At 44.3% G+C, this 18,262-nt stretch carries 16 protein-coding genes and 1 riboswitch; of the genes, 2 read left to right on the top strand and 14 right to left on the bottom strand.

Annotated features, from left to right (window positions below):
* Positions 1–210: 210 nt before the first annotated feature.
* The 7 genes from KN811_RS06500 to KN811_RS06465 form a co-directional block, all read right to left on the bottom strand.
* The gene (locus KN811_RS06500; protein WP_187965708.1) at positions 211–2,646 is read right to left on the bottom strand and encodes a TonB-dependent receptor; all 2,436 of its coding nucleotides are present in this window, start codon (positions 2,644–2,646) and stop codon (positions 211–213) included.
* A 239-nt stretch (positions 2,647–2,885) separates the two neighbouring features.
* Positions 2,886–4,511 (bottom strand): L-glutamate gamma-semialdehyde dehydrogenase, encoded by a 1,626-nt coding sequence (pruA, locus tag KN811_RS06495; RefSeq protein WP_187965709.1) that lies wholly within the window; start codon positions 4,509–4,511, stop codon positions 2,886–2,888.
* Between the two features lie 477 nt (positions 4,512–4,988).
* Entirely contained in the window at positions 4,989–6,572 is a 1,584-nt protein-coding gene (locus KN811_RS06490) for a T9SS type A sorting domain-containing protein (RefSeq protein ID WP_187965710.1), read from the bottom strand.
* A gap of 39 nt (positions 6,573–6,611) precedes the next feature.
* Complete coding sequence (locus KN811_RS06485) at positions 6,612–7,133, bottom strand: hypothetical protein (RefSeq protein ID WP_187965711.1); 522 nt, start codon at positions 7,131–7,133, stop codon at positions 6,612–6,614.
* A 10-nt stretch (positions 7,134–7,143) separates the two neighbouring features.
* Complete coding sequence (locus KN811_RS06480; protein WP_216334729.1) at positions 7,144–8,013, bottom strand: alpha/beta hydrolase; 870 nt, start codon at positions 8,011–8,013, stop codon at positions 7,144–7,146.
* Positions 8,014–8,185: 172 nt separating this feature from the next.
* Positions 8,186–9,493, bottom strand: coding sequence for a voltage-gated chloride channel family protein (locus tag KN811_RS06475; RefSeq protein ID WP_187965829.1), 1,308 nt, complete (start codon positions 9,491–9,493; stop codon positions 8,186–8,188).
* Positions 9,494–9,553: 60 nt separating this feature from the next.
* Positions 9,554–9,620: riboswitch (Fluoride riboswitch) on the bottom strand.
* A gap of 215 nt (positions 9,621–9,835) precedes the next feature.
* Complete coding sequence (locus KN811_RS06465) at positions 9,836–11,032, bottom strand: lactonase family protein (protein ID WP_187965831.1); 1,197 nt, start codon at positions 11,030–11,032, stop codon at positions 9,836–9,838.
* Positions 11,033–11,326: 294 nt separating this feature from the next.
* Here KN811_RS06465 and tssD point away from each other — a divergent pair, with 294 nt between their 5' ends.
* Positions 11,327–11,713, top strand: coding sequence for a type VI secretion system tube protein TssD (tssD, locus tag KN811_RS06460; RefSeq protein WP_187965832.1), 387 nt, complete (start codon positions 11,327–11,329; stop codon positions 11,711–11,713).
* An 80-nt stretch (positions 11,714–11,793) separates the two neighbouring features.
* Here tssD and KN811_RS06455 read toward each other — a convergent pair whose 3' ends face one another.
* The 7 genes from KN811_RS06455 to KN811_RS06425 all read right to left on the bottom strand — a co-directional run bounded on the left by KN811_RS06455 (position 11,794) and on the right by KN811_RS06425 (position 17,701).
* Complete coding sequence (locus KN811_RS06455) at positions 11,794–13,098, bottom strand: Na+/H+ antiporter NhaC family protein (RefSeq protein ID WP_187965833.1); 1,305 nt, start codon at positions 13,096–13,098, stop codon at positions 11,794–11,796.
* A 292-nt stretch (positions 13,099–13,390) separates the two neighbouring features.
* Positions 13,391–13,840 carry a RidA family protein gene (locus KN811_RS06450; protein ID WP_187965834.1) on the bottom strand — a complete coding sequence of 150 codons (450 nt, stop codon included), beginning with the start codon at positions 13,838–13,840 and terminating at the stop codon, positions 13,391–13,393.
* 138 nt (positions 13,841–13,978) lie between these two features.
* On the bottom strand, positions 13,979–14,722 hold the full coding sequence (locus KN811_RS06445; protein ID WP_187965835.1) for a GNAT family N-acetyltransferase: 744 nt from the start codon (positions 14,720–14,722) through the stop codon (positions 13,979–13,981).
* A 93-nt stretch (positions 14,723–14,815) separates the two neighbouring features.
* Complete coding sequence (locus KN811_RS06440) at positions 14,816–15,265, bottom strand: DMT family transporter (protein WP_187965836.1); 450 nt, start codon at positions 15,263–15,265, stop codon at positions 14,816–14,818.
* 102 nt (positions 15,266–15,367) lie between these two features.
* On the bottom strand, positions 15,368–15,874 hold the full coding sequence (locus KN811_RS06435; protein ID WP_247716420.1) for a RidA family protein: 507 nt from the start codon (positions 15,872–15,874) through the stop codon (positions 15,368–15,370).
* Positions 15,875–15,902: 28 nt separating this feature from the next.
* Positions 15,903–16,811, bottom strand: coding sequence for an EamA family transporter (locus KN811_RS06430; protein ID WP_187965837.1), 909 nt, complete (start codon positions 16,809–16,811; stop codon positions 15,903–15,905).
* 275 nt (positions 16,812–17,086) lie between these two features.
* Complete coding sequence (locus KN811_RS06425) at positions 17,087–17,701, bottom strand: Crp/Fnr family transcriptional regulator (protein ID WP_187965838.1); 615 nt, start codon at positions 17,699–17,701, stop codon at positions 17,087–17,089.
* 180 nt (positions 17,702–17,881) lie between these two features.
* On the opposite strand from KN811_RS06425, the gene KN811_RS06420 reads away from it, so the two are divergent.
* Positions 17,882–18,262, top strand: a complete 381-nt coding sequence (locus KN811_RS06420; protein ID WP_187965839.1) for an OB-fold protein — start codon at positions 17,882–17,884, stop codon at positions 18,260–18,262.

Here is an 18,262-nt window from a genome sequence, read left to right as displayed (position 1 = left end):
AAAAAACGCAAAAGGGATGCCTTAAAAAAAATTTCACGTCAACCTGAACTCGTTTCAGGTTCCCATAGCGATTGTCTGATCAGCGTAATGGGATGTTGAAACGAGTTCAACATGACAGGATTCTGGACTTTTTAGACATCCCTTATCTATTTCTAAAACCGAAAATAAAGAGGCCTTGTTTAAAGGAGGCCGACCGATAAAATACGGGCTTTATCCTTCAAAACCTCCCATATCTTCGTCTCCGTTTCTTTCCTGCCTGTCCCTTTGTCTTTTAGACTGGTTGAACCTGTACGTAAAAGAAAGGGTAAACTGACGTTCTCTCCACTGGAATTCACTTTCCGTTTCGAAAGAATCCGTAATGGTCTCCATTTTCCGTTTGCGGGAATTAAAGAGGTCACTGACATTAAGGGAAACGGTAGCATTGTCATTAAGAATGTCTTTGCTGAAGGCTAGGTTGGTAGACAGCATGCCCTTGTATTCGTTCTGGGAATTACTGTATGGCCCCCTGTAAAAAAGGATGGTCTGGAAATCAATTTTTCCGGGCAGGTTTACCTTGGAATTAAGACGGGTAAACCAACTGGTATTGTCGGCGTCATAGCTGACATCGTTATAACTTCCCCTTAATGAGGATCTGAAGAAGTTAAAGTCCGTATTTATTCTCCACCACTGAAAGGGAGAGTACATCAGGGCCAGTTCAAAACCGAAACGGCTGTCCGTAGCCAGGTTTATGGGACCGCGTTTTATAATGGGATCCCCTTCGTCTGTAACATTGCCCGTAGGTTCGGAAATAAACTGAAAAACGTCGGTGGCGTATTGGTAATATACGGAAGCATTAAAGGTTAGGTTTGTCCACTGCCTCAGGTATCCCAGGTCGAATGCATCGGAATAGCTGGGGTTGAGGTCGGCATTTCCCTGGAATACATTGGTCTTGCTCTCCCTGGAAGGGAAAGGGTTGAGGAATCGTGACCAGGGGCGTCGTATACGGCGGTTATAGCCGAGGGTAATACTTTCGTTTTCCCGGAGTTCGTACCCAAGGTTTACAGTGGGGAATACCTTGGTGTAATTCTTTTTGGCATCCAGGTCAAAGCCTTCTACGGAAATATCGATATTGGTAATTTCGGTACGCAGCCCGAGGAGCACGGAAAATTTGTCGAATTTCGTGCCATACTGTGCATAGAAGGCATGAATGTGTTCATCGTAGTTGAACAGGTTGGTAAGGCTGTCGTTTACGTAGAAGTTCCCTTCATCGTCCTGGTTCTCTACGGTATAGTCATTGGACATATCGTTGAGGTTGCTTTTAAAACCGGCCTCGAACTGGGACTCTTCTCCCAGGGGGAGGACATAATCGGCCTGCACCAGGATATTCTTTTGTTTTTCAAATGTTCTTAGCTTTTCATAGGTTCGCGGTCCTTCATCCGGATAGACCGGCTGATCGTAAATGTTGGAGCGTTCATCTTCCTCGTCGTCACTGTGCTGCAGGGCAACAGAAAGTTCGTGGCCCTCATCGTTGAACTTTCCTAAATAATTGAGGTTGAATTCCAGGGTCTTGTCCTTTTCATCTTCTCCGGTGTAGCGGAAGACCTGGTTGGTGAGGTTGCGGTTATCATCGAATTTATCCGTATAGTTTTTCGTGGTGTTATCACCGTTCTGGTCACGAATAAGAACAGACCCTACTATGGAGTGCTTGTCATTGATATTGTATTCAGCCCCTACATTGGCGTTTAAATTATTGGACTTTCGGTTTCGGTCACGCGTTTCTTCCAGGAATCTGTTGTCCACATTGCCCTTGTATTCGGTGAAGTTATATGAGTTTCCGGGAGCGTCCCTGTAACTGTAACCTCCATTGGTAAAAAAGTTGAATTTACCTGTTCTGTAATTGAGGTTTGTAGAAACCCCGTGATTATCCGGAATTCCTGTATTAACGGTTACAGAGCCGTTAAAGCCGTCGGCTTTTCCCTTCTTGAGGATGATGTTCAGTATACCCCCGGTACCTTCCGCGTCATAGCGGGCGGAAGGGCTGGTAATGACCTCCACTTTTTCGATGGCGTCAGACGGAAGTTGCCGCAATGCGTCTGCGGAGTTCAGCCCGACAAGGCCCGAAGGCCTTCCGTTGATGAGGATACGAACGTTGTCATTTCCCCTTAAACTTACATTCCCTTCCACGTCGACAGAAACAGAAGGTACATTGTCCAGGACGTCTGAAACGGAACCTCCCTTGGTAGTGAGGTCCTGTCCTACATTATATATTTTTTTGTCGAGACGAAGTTCTACTGTGGTCCGTTGTCCCACGACTTCCACTTCATCCAGTTGTGCGATGTCTAGAGAAAGGGGGATGGTCCCCAGGTTTTTGGAACCGGTGAGGGACTGATTTTTTAAAGTATAGGATTTGTAAGACATGAATTCCACGCTTACATCATAGTTTCCGGCACTTATGGTTACATTGAATTTTCCTTCCGCATCGGTCAGGCCCCCGCTAACTTTTTCCGGGTTATCGAGGCTTCGCACCACCAGGGTGGCGAATTCCAGGGGATCATTGGTTTCACTGTCTACTACTGTTCCGGTAAGAGTTACCGAATCGGATCCCGACTGCTGGGCGAAAGAGTATTGTAAAAGGAAAATACTCAGTAATAATAAGGTTTTTTTCATTACTTAGGTGAGTTATTTTTTTTAGGATTTTTAAGTTAGATCGTAAATGTAAGCCAAGGTTTAAGGGGATATGGTTAAATGTTTGTTAAATGTGGAATTTAACACTTAACCCCTGTAAACAGGCGTGGGAGAAGGGAAAAGGAACAAATAGGGAAACAAAAAAATCCCTGCCCGGACCGGGATCGAAAAGATCACGGGCTGGCAGGGAAGTTTGGTTTATAGTTGTTCCGGAAGAAAGCTTATCCCAGGAAGGGGTAGCGGTAATCTTCGGGAGATACAAAAGTTTCCTTGATAAGGCGGGTAGAGACCCATCGCAGCAGATTGAGCGCAGACCCGGCTTTGTCATTGGTCCCGGATGCCCTGGCACCGCCAAAAGGCTGCTGTCCTACAACGGCTCCCGTGGGTTTGTCGTTGATATAGAAGTTACCTGCACTGTTTTCCAGGGCTTTGGCAGCTTCTTCCACGGCATAGCGGTCATTGGAAAAGACTGCTCCCGTAAGGCCGTATTCGGATGTACTGTCTACCAGCTGAAGTGTTTCTGCCCACTTCTCGTCTTCATAGACATATACAGTAACTACCGGGCCGAACAATTCGGTGGTCATGGTCTTGTATTGCGGGTTTGTGGTGAGGATCACGGTGGGTTCGATAAAATATCCTTTGGATTTGTCATAACCTCCACCCACAACGATCTCCGCATCCTGATCTGCTTTGGCCTGGTCGATATAGCTGGCCAGCTTGTCAAAGGAACCTTCGTGGATCACTGCCGTGATAAAGTTGCTCATATCTTCGGGCGATCCCATCTTAAAGGATTCCACATCGGCCTTAACAAAGGACAGGACTTCATCGGCCATCGATTTCGGCAGGTATACCCTCGAGGCGGCGCTGCACTTTTGTCCCTGGAATTCGAAAGCTCCGCGGGAAATAGCCGTAGCCACCTGTTTTGCTTTCGAGCTGGGGTGGGCGATGATAAAGTCTTTTCCCCCGGTTTCGCCTACGATCCTCGGGTAGGTCTTGTAGGTGTGTATGTTGGCTCCTATCTTGGACCATATGTTCTTGAATACGTTGGTAGACCCGGTAAAGTGTATTCCCGCAAAATCCGGGCTGGCCAGGATGGTGTCGGTGATCATCACGGGATCGCCGGATACCATGTTGATAACACCGTCGGGTACTCCTGCTTCCTTGAATACGTCCATGATCACCTTGGCGGAGAACATCTGGCTGTCGCTGGGTTTCCAAATGGCCACGTTACCCATCAGGGCAGCACTCGAAGGCAGGTTTCCTGCAATAGCTGTAAAATTGAACGGGGTAATGGCATATACAAAACCTTCCAGGGGCCTGTATTCCACCCGGTTCCAGATACCTTCGGACGATTCGGGCTGGTCGTTGTATATCTGAGCCATGTATTCTACGTTAAACCGCAGAAAGTCTACGATCTCACATGCTGAATCAATTTCGGCCTGATAGATGTTCTTGGATTGCCCCAGCATGGTAGCTGCATTCATTTTGGCACGGTAAGGGCCTGCAATAAGATCAGCAGCACGCAAGAACACGGCAGCACGCTGTTCCCAGGGCAGGGCAGCCCATTTTTTACGGGCTTCCAGAGCCGTAGCTATGGCCTTTTCTATATGCGATTTTTCAGCAAGGTGGTACTGGCCTACAATGTGCTGATGGTCATGCGGAGGTGCAATAGACCTGGTGTTCCCGGTACGGATCTCCTCACCACCTATATAGATGGGGATATCTACCGAACCGTTAAAATAGGCTTTGTACTGGTTTAGTACCTCTTCTCTTTCAGGGCTTCCAGGGGCATATGACTTTACAGGTTCATTAACTGCCACCGGAACATGAAAAAAACCTTTTCCCATTTCTCAGATTGAATTTAATTGTTTAGTGTTTCCTTTTAAGCCCCTGATATCTCTTTCAGGGTACATATTATGTGTACAACAAGGGCCAAAGGTAATAAATACGAAAAGGTTTTAGGGGGATTTGATCAAGAAATTTTTTCTCCGGAAAAACAGGTGCGAAAATCAGGGTTAAATAGTTGTTAATGAGTGGTGTAAGTGTGTTTTGGAAATAAGGTTGAAACAGATGCGAAGCGGGGGTGTATTTTTTCGGTTTTCACGTTAGGCTGGCGGAGTTCACACAGTACTTTGTTCTGGTTTCGTTGATACATAATATGAAACACAATCTGTAACTGTGAATGAGGTGCTGTTTCGAATTTGGATCTGTAGCCTGACATGGTTGTGAAGATTTATATCACCTCTTTTTTGTGTAAAATAAAAAACACCTGTTAATATCGAAAAAAAATTAACAGGTGTTTTTAGAAACGCTGAATTATAACTCTATTTAACGAGTACTCTTTTGGTCAGGGTTTTATCATCAACCAAAAGTTTTATAACATAAATATCATTACTTCGATATTGAGGGATGTTGATCTCTGTTTGTACTTCAGAGTTCACTATTTTGACATCTTTATCAAACATCTTTTTTCCGGAAGTCCCGGAGTATATAATAACTTTGGCATTATCTGAGACTATATTATCATTTGCGGTGTATTGAAGTTGAATTCTTCCGTTGTTGGATGGGTTGGGGTAAACTTGGAAAGAAGTGTTTATGTCTGTTGTTTCTGCAATGGGTTTTGAAATAAGATCAACATTTGTCTTTTGAGAATTAGGAACTACTGTTATTGTAATGATATTGCTCTGACTTCTATCCGAATTTTTAGAATACACAAATCTTTTGTATTGTATCGTTTGGGCTTCAGAATAACTCGGAGGCTGGTAGTTTTTAGATGTTGCACCTTCAATATCTCGGGCTCCTCTACCTTTTAATTCTCTCCACTGATAAGAATAGGTACCACTACCTCCTTGAGGAGTACTTCCGGTTATTACACTTGGTCTTTCATTGATATTTATGGTTTGATCTCCTGATATATAATTGTTTTCAATAACATATTTAGGCTTAACGGTAATAGTTACCGTATTACTTGCGCCTGTTACATTTTCAAAAATTGCTAAACGCCTATATTTATATGTCGCTCTGGGGTATAAGTGAAGATTTATTGGATTGGAAGAACCGCGATTAAATATATCAATCCATTGAGACTCTTCTTTTCTTTGCCATTTATAAGTTGGGTCTCCATCTCCTCCAGAGGCATTATTTCCTGTTATTTCAAAATGTTCTCTATAAAATACAGTTTTATCTCCGTAAATTGTATTGTTAATTGAGATAAACCGGATGGTAACTTCATTACTAATACTTTTTTTAGCATCGCCTGAGTTTACAATTCTCCTGTATTTTGTAGTTTTGGTTAGAACAGGAGGTCGATAATCTTTCCCCTTTGAATTTATAGTTATATTTTGCCAACGGCCACTGTTGAAATGTTGCCATTGATATTCATATTGTCCATTTCCTCCCGTCGGGGTGCTGCCTAACAATTTTTTAGGAGTAACGCCTTGTCCAACGGATTGATTATCTCTTATATCGTTATGATCTATAGGTTTTATCGGTTTAGGTTTTATTTTTATTGGAATTTTATTGCTTTTCGTGATTCCATAACTAGGAATATTCATTTCGGCAATAAGAGTTGAACCATCGGGATAATTTGAGGATGACAAAGTTTTATTAGAAAAAGTTCGACTATCCCAGTATCTCGGTGAAATGGTCATGGTGCCTAAAATAGAAGTTATCATGGAGGAGTTGGGGAACATAATTCCAATATTAGCCGACCCTCCATAATCAATTCCACCAGTATTATATTCCACGGTAAAATCAATTTTAACACTTCCTCCATCCGGTATTTCTATGGTTCCGTTGCTTATAGAAGAACCTCCGGAATATTTAACATTCTTAATTTTAATGGATTGGGAATGGGCTAATGAAATTGTTAGCAATAGCGTAGCTAACAAAAAGTAATTTTGTTTCATAGCAGAAGTAGGTTTAGTTTGTTTGGATTAAATAGGGGGCTATTGACGATTCAATTTATAGGATTGTAGTTCTTTAACTACAGAATTATAATCATTTAAATTTACATTTGCGTTATTTATAAAATCAGACGGTGCAACAATAATTCTGAATAATTGGTTTTGAGTATATTCGTCACTAAGGGTTCCGAAGTCTTCGATATTTCCACCCAAGAAAATATTGACTTCTCCAAAAGTATGCTCGAAATCATATTCCAGAATATCTCCATTAGTAAAATAAACTCTTTGAGAGAGAGGTTTCCAAATATCAATTTCTCCTTCCGGATCTTCATAATATTCGCTCGATCTGTAAACTAAAACACCATCGGATTCAAAGACTTCTATACCTTTATCGGCAAAAAGGAGTGTATGACTATAGCCGTTACTTTCGTTAAAGTCTACAAAAAAATCATAAGTCGTACCAATTGCTCCATCTAACCCGTCTTCCCCGGGAGGTCCCTGATCACCTTCACAAGAAACAAAAGCCAGGCTGGTCACTACTAATAATGCAAGAATTCTTTTCATCGTTTTCGTTTTAATTTTTGATAAAGGTAATAATTTTCTGAATGACCCGTCCATCCCCGAGAATTTTTCTGTGTCCCAGCCCGGAGGTGATCATCAGTTCTCCCTGGCTTAGGTTTTTAAGGATATTCCGGGCTGCGCTTTCCGGGACATCCAGGTCGTCCGTATCGTGGATGATCAGCACCGGGATGTATACGTCCCGGGCGGCTGTACTGGCAGAGAGGGTGTTAATGTCAAAGCCCATCTGCTGGTCAAAGGACTTTTTTAAGCGGTGGCTTATTTCATCCTTTAATCCCAGTGTCCTCACGAAGTCCAGGGCAATATCCGAGACCATGTCGCCGGAACCTATGGTGACCAGTTTTTGTATGTCCAGCCCTTTTTTCACAGCGTTGAGCAGCGTCATCCCTCCGAGGGAATGGCCGATGGCAGCTTTGAACGGGCCGTATTCCTTTTCGAGCAGCATTACCGCTTCGATAAATTCTGCCATATTGGAGGTCTTTCCGTCTGCCCTGCCATGGGCCGGGGCATCGAAGCTCACGGTAGAATATCCTGCTTTGCACAGGGCGTCGGCAATCTTAACCAACTGGGTGCCCCGGCCGCTCCATCCGTGTACCAACAGTATTTTTTCAGGACTGTCCCCGTATTCATATACCACGATCTCCTTATCAATGGAAGGGATATTCTTTCGGGTTTGCCTGCTTTCCCCGTCCATATGCTGTTCCCGTTTCGGTATTTTATATTTAAAAGGGGAGGTGAACAGCTTCGCTGCAAACTTTGTAGCGAGGCCGGGGGACAGCGATTGGAGGAACTTTCCCGTATATCGTATGCTTTTGGGTATTTCGATGGTCTGACGATAACCGTTGTTGTTTCCTTTTTTTTCCATAGGCAGGGTTTGCAGGATGCAAGTTAGTGTATTGTTTGCACGGGGCAAAGGAGAGGCGGCAGGTTTAACTTTCTGATTGTTGGTTTCGTGTTGTGGGTTACACCCCCTGTGTCCACACTTAGAGTTTCATCTTTTAGCTTAATAGTTCGCCTTATAGCCTTCTTATCGCTTACTAAGATGTTTCCTTACGCCTTTTATCCACTTCCGTAAGGGTCTTTCCGCGGTCCCTGCCGTAAAACAGGTGTTTGGGGCTTCCGATGACCTGGGCGGAATAAATCCCGGAATGCCCGGAGAACAGGTAGGCGGTGACACAGGCAATGGCGATGAACATACCGCTTTGAATACCGAAGAGCTCTATGCCCATAATGGTACAGGCAATGGGGGTGTTCGTCGCCCCGGAAAAGACGGCTACAAAGCCCATTCCTGCGAGTAATGCCACAGGCAGGGGAATAAAAAGGGCCAGGGCATTGCCCAAGGTGGCACCGATAAAGAACAAAGGGGTCACCTCGCCACCCTTAAAGCCGGCACCGAGGGTAAAGGCGGTAAAGACGATCTTCAGGACAAAGTCATAAGGCGGGAGTTCTGTTTCAAAAGCATCTACAATAGTGGGGATCCCCAGGCCTATGTATTTGGTAGTCCCCATAAGATATACGACTACGGCAATAACCGCTCCTCCCAGAACCGGGCGTAGCGGCGGGTATTTTATTTTACTGCCGAACAGCTTGCCGAAAAAATGTGTCGACCGCGAAAAGGCCAGGGCGGCCAGGCCGAATAAAATTCCGGCCAGTACAGCCCATAGCAGGAACGGTAACTGCATGTCGGGTACTGTGGCAATATGATAGTGGGTATGGCCTACCTGCCACCAGCGGCAGGCATAATCGGCAATGACCGCGGTAAGGACACTGGGCAGGAGGGCTTCGTAACGCATTCGGCCTATAACCAGCACTTCCAGGGCAAAGACCGCCCCGGCAAGAGGCGTGCCGAAGACCGAGGCAAATCCGGCACTGATACCGATGATAAGCAGTATTTTCCGGTCTCTCGGGCGCAGGCGGAATATCCTGGTAAACTGGTCGGCAATAGCCCCGCCCATCTGTACCGCAGTACCTTCACGGCCGGCCGATCCCCCGAAAAAGTGGGTGGCTACGGTGCCGAATAGTACCAGGGGCGCCATTTTCAGCGGAATGATCTGCCTGGGGCTGTAAAATTCTTCGAGAAGCTGATTGTTCCCTTTCACCACATCCTGGCCCCAATAGTGATAGCTCAACCCTATGATAAGTCCGCCGAAAGGAAGCAGCCAGATGATCCACTGATGTGCTTCCCTGTAATTCGTGGCCCAATCGAGTGCAATAAGAAAAAAGGCTGAGGCCGATCCGGCCAGGATACCTACCAGTGCAGATAGCAAGATCCATTTGCCCAGGAAAAAAAGGGAGGGAAATTGTTCTATGGAACGCAGTTTTCTGGAAACCTCTTGTTTTGTCATAATGATGCCTGTTATACATTAATATAATGCCCGATAAAGGTTATCTGAAACAATTACCCGGATCAAACAGGCGCCATCATCCCTCGTTAAAGGGCGGTTTCCGGCAGACACCATTGCCACTGATAAGATTAAAGCTGCAAAAATAGTTAAATTTCCTGAAATCGGAGACAAAACTCGTTTTTCAGGTAAAAGATTGATGGAAGATTGAATCCTGATGGCTGTTGGAAGATTGATAAAAAAAGTTTCAATCTCTTTCAATCTTCCGGCTTAGCCGGACCAATCTCGTATCAATCTTTTACAATTCAGATAACATTATCCGGGGTAAGTTTATCATTGGTGAACTCAGGGATAGAATGTGATACAAACCGGGGATTTTACGTCTAATTGCCCCTCGTAAGACAATCTTCCTGTTTCGGGATCAATGTCGAACTGTACAATATTTCCCGAATTCTGATTGGCTGCATACAACTGCTTTCCGGAAGGGTGGATGGCAAAGTTCCTCGGAAAATCTCCCCGGGTAGATTCGTGTTGCACAAGCGATAATTTACCGCTATCCGGGTCTATGGCGTATACTGCGATGCTGTTGTGCCCACGGTTGGAACCGTAGAGGAATTTTCCGTTGGGGTGTATGTGTATATCGGCTGTATTGCTTTGTCCTTCAAACCCTTCGGGAAGCGTGTTGATGGTTTGTATCTCGGTCAGTTTTCCTTCTTCGGCATCGTATGCATAGGCGTGGATGGTATTGTTGAGTTCATTGATCACGTAGGCATAATGCCCTTCCGGATGAAATATAAAATGCCTCGGGCCCGCCCCGGGCGATGTGGCAGCAAATTCCCCTGGCGCGGGGACCAGGCGGTCTTTTTCCCCGTCGATACCGAAAATCCATATTTTGTCACTACCGAGGTCGGGAATAAATATAAAACGGTCATCGGGTGAAACGGCTACCGAATGGGGGTGCGATTCTCCCTGCCGCGCTGTGTCAGGGCCTGATCCGTTTAATTGTACAGTATCTGCCGGAGACAACAAACCTTTTTTGTCCCTTTTGTACATTTTTACTACGCCACCTACATAATTGGCCACAAATACATATTTTCCCTTGTGGTCCAGGTTCACGTGGCAGGGGGCCTTGGCATCGGTGGGTAATTCCTGGAGAAAGACCGGCTTTTTAAAATCGTCCAGGGCAAATACATGCAGGGCCCCTGTTTCGTTCTCTCTGGCAACCTCACTCACTGCATAGAGGTTTTGTCTGTCGGGAGAAATGGCCAGAAAAGATGGATTTGTCATTTTTGCTGCTGTGGTTACAATTTTGAGTTGGCCATCGTTTCCTTCCCTTTGCAACAGGTATACGCCTTCTGCCTTGCCGTCCACATGTCCTTCTTTCCTGGTATAAGTACCGATAAAGGCAAAAGAAGCATCTTTAGGGGCTGCTGTATTTTTTGGGGCCTTGTTTTCCCCGGGCAGGGTGGTCCGGTTCTTTTTTTCTTTGCAGGCCAGAAGGGTCGCGGTGCAGGCGAGGAGTAAAAACGTTTTTTTTAGCATTGAAATGTATTTTTAAAAAGAATGACGGGGCTTTTGGATTGTGTCCCTTTCTTTCCAAAAATAAGGATTTTTCCGATTGTACATTTTGAACAGGCAAAAAAAGGTTTTTGTCATTTGAACCGGGTCCGGCCTGTTTAAAACAGCTTCTAAAAGTTAATTCTTATATAAAAGTAGAAAATAACCCGTATTTGTCTTGGGGGACGGTTTTATCTTTAATATATTGCGGGTATTAGTAATTCGATATTTGATTTGGTATATTTTTTTGTAAACCTTAATTTTTAAAAACTTAGTAGTATGGCTTTTAAAGCAACGTTAAATGTAGGCGGGAAGAAAGTAAATATTCTGAATGCCAATTACGATCTGGCACAGGAAGTTGATGCCACAGGGCGTCCTTCTTCTGTAACCCGTGGAGGAAGAATTTATCTGACGGTAGAATCTACCGGGGACTCTTTCTTTTTTGAGTGGATGACCAATAATTTTGAACGTAAGAACGGAACCATCACTTATATTAAGCGCGATACTGACGCTAAACTCAGGGAAGTGCATTTTACGGAAGGTTACCTTGTAAAATACAGGGAGAATTTCGAAGCTGCAGGAAGGAATCCCTTGACGGAGACCTTTACCATTTCATGTCGTGTGATTTCCAGCGGTGGCGGGGAGCACATGAACGAATGGGTGTAATTATTCCTTTTGATTTAATATCGTAAGTGATCAAATCAAATGCTAAGGGGGGAGTTTTAAACTTCCCCCTTATTTTATATTCAATATCCTGTATCCCGGCCATAGTTTTTTTGCGGCAGGAGAAAATACAGAACGGTCACTGCCAGTACGGCAAATATGTAATAAGAGTTTTGGAATAATGCCATATAGCCCAGCTGGGTATTGGTAAAGCTCAATAGAATAAGTACCTGGGCCCCGTAGGGCAATATACCTTGTACAATACAGGCAAACAGGTCCAGGATCGAAGCGACCCGGGGCCTCGGGAGGTGATATTCCGTGGCAATATCCTTGGCCAGGGAGCCTGAGACCAGGATGGAAACCGTGTTGTTGGCTACGGCAAAATTGACAGCACCGACAAGGAGCCCAATGCCCCATTGCGCACTTTTAGCCGAGCGGATCCGCTTTTTCATTTGCGATAATATCCAATCGATCCCCCCTTGTTTTTCTACCATATAAGCCAATCCTCCGGTGAGCATAGAAAGCAAGAAGATCTCGGTCATGGAAGTAAAACCGCTGTATATCTCTTTTGTATAGGAGATCACAGTAAAATCCCCCTGAACGAACCCGATTGCACCTGCCACCAGGATCCCGAGCAGTAAGGCTATAAAAACCTGGACGCCCAGTATGGCCAGAACAATGATCAAAAGATAAGGGACCATTAGCCAATAATTGTTAGGGACCGTAGCCATAGACAGTCCTTCCGGTAAAACTTCGTTCCGGCCACTCCAGAAAAGGATCAGCAGGGTGATGAGAGCTGCCGGAAATACCAGCTTGAAATTCGCCTTGAATTTATCTTTCATCTCACAGCCCAGTGTTTGTGTGGCTGCAATGGTCGTATCTGAAATGAACGACAGGTTATCTCCAAACATAGAACCACCCAAAAGTGCCCCGCAAAGCAAAGCCATAGAAATACCGCTTTGTTCTGCCAATCCCACAACGATGGGGCCTAGGGCCACAATACTGCCTACGGAGGTACCGATGGAAACCGATAAAAAACATGAGATCATAAAAATACCTGCTGCCAGATAGCGTACAGGAATATAAGTAAGCCCGATATTAACCATCATATCTACCCCGCCAATGGCCTTGGTCACCGTAGCAAAAGCCCCTGCCAGGAGATAAATAATACACATGGTGATGATCTTCGGATCACCGCAGCCCGCTATAAAATGATCCACTTTTTTCGGAACCGGTGCCCGGTAGATCAGAAAAGCAACCATAATGCCCAAAGCAATCGCCACGGGAGAGGGAAGCTGATAAAAATCTCCCAGATAAATTCCCGTACCGAGAAAAATCGCAATAAAAACAAAAAGGGGAATTAAGGTGTAAAACTTGTTTTTTGACATTTGATTACGTTATAAGATGGGCAAAGGTAGTCCCGGTTGGAAAAAAATGGATTGAAAAATGCCATATTTCCCCAATTTCCGACCCGATGATGGCAGCACCGTTTTTGATATGGAAAGTGAAATTTTAATGATACTGCAAATATAGGCGTATTTTTTTATGCGCTTCCGCATGGTTGGGCGAAGCCAAAGGGCTGTAAAAATATCATTGGATCAATAAGAAGTTTCAGGTTTAAGGAGAAAAGGGGAGAGCCGGCCCCGGAACTTCAGAAACAGATTGAAATGAAAGGGAATATTATTTTTTGATCACAGCCGTCGCCGCAATTTCGATCATCAGGTCTTTGTGGACCAGTTGGTCGATCTGCATTGCGGTACTGGTAGGTGGTGCCTCCGGGTTAATATAACGGTCCCGGACTTTTCTGAATGTTCCCAGTTTGGAAATATCTGTAAAATAGCAGTCTATTTTTACCAGGTCGTCCATGCTTCCTCCCGATTTTTCCACGAGAGAGCTAATATTCCGGAAAACCTGGTCTGCCTGTTTTTCAAAATCGTTTATACCTACAATTTCACCCTTTGTATTGACGGCGATCTGGCCGGACAGAATAACCATTTTAGAACCGCCCAGGTCTATCTCTGCACTATTCGAATAGCCCCTTTCGGAAACATCTATAAATTCGGTTTTGGAATGTTCGGGAGTGCAGGCAATAAATAACAGGGAAACGAGGAGCAGGGGGATGGATTTCATTTTTCCGGATGTTAGGTTAGGGAAATGCTACTTCGAAAATATGGATTAGTTTCCTGTTTCCAAAATCTAAAGTGATCAGAAAAAAGACAAATACACGGTGGCCCTTTATGGCAGCACCGTGTATTTGCCTGGCATGCTCTAAACCAGCGTATAGTTTTTCATCACAAACTGTTCGGTAAATCCCAGCTTGTCATAAAGGCCTTTCCCCATGGCGGAGGCTTGCAAAGTGGCGTATTGGGCTCCGGCGTCTATTGCCTTGTTCAGTGTAAATCGCATGATCTCTTCGGCAAATCCTTTTCTTCGCATTTCGGGAATAACACCTACGCCGTGTATCCCGGCTACCCTGCCTGTATAGTGTATAATGGCAGTTCCTATGGGCTGGTCCTGAAAACAGACCAGGAAATACGAAACCTCTTTCCCGGTGTGCAGCAGTATGTTCTCGCCTATACGGTATCCGAAAGCCTTCGGATACAGGGTTGCCCATGCACTGGCCTCATCACGATTGGAAACAGGCCGTATGTCCAACCGGTCCGCCTGCGGGAAATGAGTGGTAAGGGGTAAGGACATGCCTACCTGTTCAAAAATTTGGGTAAACCCTTCGGATTCCAGTAATTCATACGATCTGCTATCGTAAATATCCCAGTAAGGCACCGTCAGTTTTACCTGGCTCGATTTCAGGATGTTTAAGATGTCTTTTACGGTGTGTTCCGTAATATCCCGGTTAAACCATAAACGATTGGGCCAGTCAGAGTCCGGTACCGTAGCATAATCGAAAAACCCGTTTGTGTGATAGGATTTAAACGGAGAACTCACAGTGGCCCAAAGCGAGGTCAGGTTTTCTATATTGGCTTTGGTGATATTGATGTTTTCTTGTGTTTTCATTGATTGATTTTTAGGTTGAAAATCCGGAGTTTGAGGTTCTGTATGTGGATTAATGCTATTTCTGACTTCTGACCTCCTACTTCTGACTTTTTTTTATTTCAGGTTAATGAGTAAAATTCCGGCGATCATGGAGATGACCCCTATGGTTTTTTTCAGGGTTATGGGCTCGGTGGGCAGGTTCAGCCATCCGAAATGACCGGCTATCACTGCAAAGATAAGCTGACCGCACAATCCCAGGGATATCATGGTAGAAATTCCAAGCCTGGGAATGGTATAATAATACAGGCTGATGCCCAGTACGCAGAAAAGCCCCCCGATAAACCACAGGTAAAAAGGGATATGCTGTATCGTTTCCCTGTCCGGCAATTGTTTAAGGCTGATAGCGGCGACGATCAGGGCAAAGATCGTACTGAAAAAGAATGCTGTGACCGATGCCAGGAAGGGGTTTTTCAGCAAAACTCCCAGATGGGCATTATAACTTCCCTGGGCCGCGAGGAAGATCCCGCCCAGAAAAGCTAATGCAGATAGTGTTAACTGGTTCATTGTTTATCAATTGAAATTCTTTGAATAGTTTAGATGGCTACGATCAGTACGATAGCAGGTTATAACGGAAGGTTCCGGCTGGATGACCTTCAGTAAAAATTATTATTCCGGCATAAAAGCTAAAGCGTCAACCTCGATAAGCATGCCGCCCAGAGCTAATCGGGGTACGGGAATTAAGGTGCTCGCAGGGAATTTTCCGTCTTTCCATACGTTCTGCATCTCTTCGGTCCAGACCTGTAATTTGTCCTGATCGTGGTCTACAATCAATATCGTAATTTTAAGTACATTTTCGGGATTCAGGTCATATTCCGCTAAAACACTTTTTAAGTTGAGCAGGGCGTAACGGACCTGAGTTCTGAAATCATCCGAAAGCCTGTGTTCCAGATCTTCACCTCCGCTCTGGCCCGAAATAAATACATAACTGCCCTTTGCCGTAGTGCCGGTGGAATGGCTAAAGCCATATGGCGTAGGATCAAATAGAGTCCCCGGGTTTTTATGTACGATAGCACTCATATTTTTCAGTTTTAAATGGTTGTCCTCTTTGTTCGTATCAATACATCCCATAAGTAAAAGCAGGATGGTCGTTAATGATAAAAGAGTTATTTTCATAACTTGTTGCTATTGTGTTTGTAATGTTTTAATGAATTGGAATATCCGCTTTCTTTCTCCTGCGATAGTTGATCAATATCATAGCGATAAGAATGGTCACAATACCTGTAATCTGTAAGATGCCTATGTGCTCCGAAAGCAACAGGTAAGCGCTAAAGACCGACACGGGGATTTCCAGGGCTGCAATAATGCTTGCCAGCCCGGTACCGATCTCCGGAATACCTTTGTTGAACAAAACAGGCGGTAGTATGGTGCCGAACAGGCCCAGAACAATGCCCCATTTTAAAAGGGCCTCCCAACTGAATTCCTCAATGATCCGGATATTCCAGAATATGAGAATGGCCAGAAAACCTCCGTATACAAGGTATTTGCTTCTTATCATATTGGGTAAATGGAGAGATACTCTGTTTGCGGCATAAATAGCCACTGTATAGCTTACGGCAGCTAAAAGGCCATATAGGATCCCTTTAAAACTGAAATTGATATCGGTTTCAAAGACCCTTGCAGCCATGAGCGTACCCAGAATGGCAACCAATGCTCCTGCAATTTTTCTTTTACGCACTAATTCCCTGGCGGTAAAAAATTCTAATATGACTCCCATCCAAATGGTCTGCATCAAAAGGATGATACCGACAGATACAGGTACATACTGGATGGACAGGTAATAAAAACTACTCGTCAACCCAAGAGAAGTGCCAAACAGGAATAGCCTTAGCCTGGGGTAAATTGAAACAGGGCTGCCGGATTGATGTGTTTTACCACTACGCTTAACCAACACAGCACCAATACTCAGGATAACCGCACCAAACAGATATTGAGAAAATGTAAGCCCTGCCGTGCCAAAGCCATCGTTGTTGGCCAGCTTGACGATCGTTGCCAGGATGCCATAACTGGCAGCTCCAAAGGCAACTAACAATACTCCTTTTAAATTGTTCATCTTGCCTGAAAAATTGATTTAAATGAAAAAACTGCCATAAGAATGACCGGTTTTCTCATCGTACTTTCGTTTAAAATATTCAGGACAAAGTTATTTCACCCGGAACAGCAAAACATTTACATATGTTGAGAAGCTGTAAAATCGGTATTCAGTAATCATTGTTTTTTAGAGTAACCAAATACCGATTACCGATCACCTCCTTAACCTTTAGAACCGTGCAGTCGAAACACGATCTTTTCTGTACAAGATGCGTTTGCCCTGCCGGATGGCTCCTTTTATGCAGGTTTGTTTTCGTTTTTTATTTTTAAATTCTTTCGTATCCGGCTTAGTTGGGTAGGAGTAATACCCAGGTGGGAGGCAATGTGGAGTTTGGGAATTCGCCTGTCGATATCCGGATGCTTTTCCAGGAGTTTGAGGTATCGGTCGGTGGCATTTTCCATAACGAGGGAAATTTCCCTTTGTTCTTTTTCAATGATCCAGTTCTTTTCGATATAGGCGATATAGAAGTTGCGTATGTCTTCGTTCGTCCGGATAAGTTCGCGATAGCCCTTGTAGTTGATAGTGATAAGTATGGAATCTTCCAGCGCCTCAATGGTAAAATAAGAAGGGGCTCCCTGCAATAAAGATACCTTGGAAGCTGCATAACTCCCTTCCATAAAAAGGTTCTTATTATACACATTCCCGTCAGCATCGGTAAAGTAGGTTCGCAATGCCCCTTTGCATATAAAGTAGAGGGACCTGGCTACCTGGCCTTCCCGGAGCAATACTTCTCCTTTTTGAAGCGTCTGAAAATGGGTGATGGAATTTATGGACGACCAGGATTCATCCGTTATAGGAACATAACTTTCGAATGCTGACCTGAATGCGGCCCGGTATTTTTCTTTCTCCATGCTTCAGAATGTTTACGGATCAAGATATAAAAATACAAAAACAGGGCATACTATAAGAAACTGTCTAAATACTTCCGTAAAAATGATCTTTATTTTATTTGTTTGATGATTTTTTCTTAAAAATATTATTTTACGTAAATTTATTATGATTTTGTGTTAATTGTACAAATTATTTTCTTCATGAGCAGAAAATGGCTTTGGGTTGTAATAGGGATTCTCGTTGTGGGTTTTATGGTATACAGATATGTCTACCAGCCTCACAGGGATATTAAGAACGAAGAAGCCGCGTATACTTTTTCTTCAGAAGAATTTATCCGTGAATTCCGGGAAGATGCCGTGGCGTCAGCAGAAAAGTATGTGAACAAGGTGATCCGCATTGATGGTGAGGTAACAAGCCTGGAGAAAGAATACGTGGCAGTGGACAATTATATAATAGCCCAGTTTGGTGAACCCCCGGGAATAAAGACAGGAGAACGCATTTCCTTTAAAGGCAGATTCCTGGGATATGACGAACTGCTGGAGGAGATCCGGTTTGATGAGTGCTATATCTTAAATCATTAA

This window comes from Sinomicrobium weinanense (assembly GCF_018863395.1).
GTDB lineage: Bacteria > Bacteroidota > Bacteroidia > Flavobacteriales > Flavobacteriaceae > Sinomicrobium > Sinomicrobium weinanense.
This window is presented reverse-complemented; position numbering and strand designations above follow the sequence as displayed.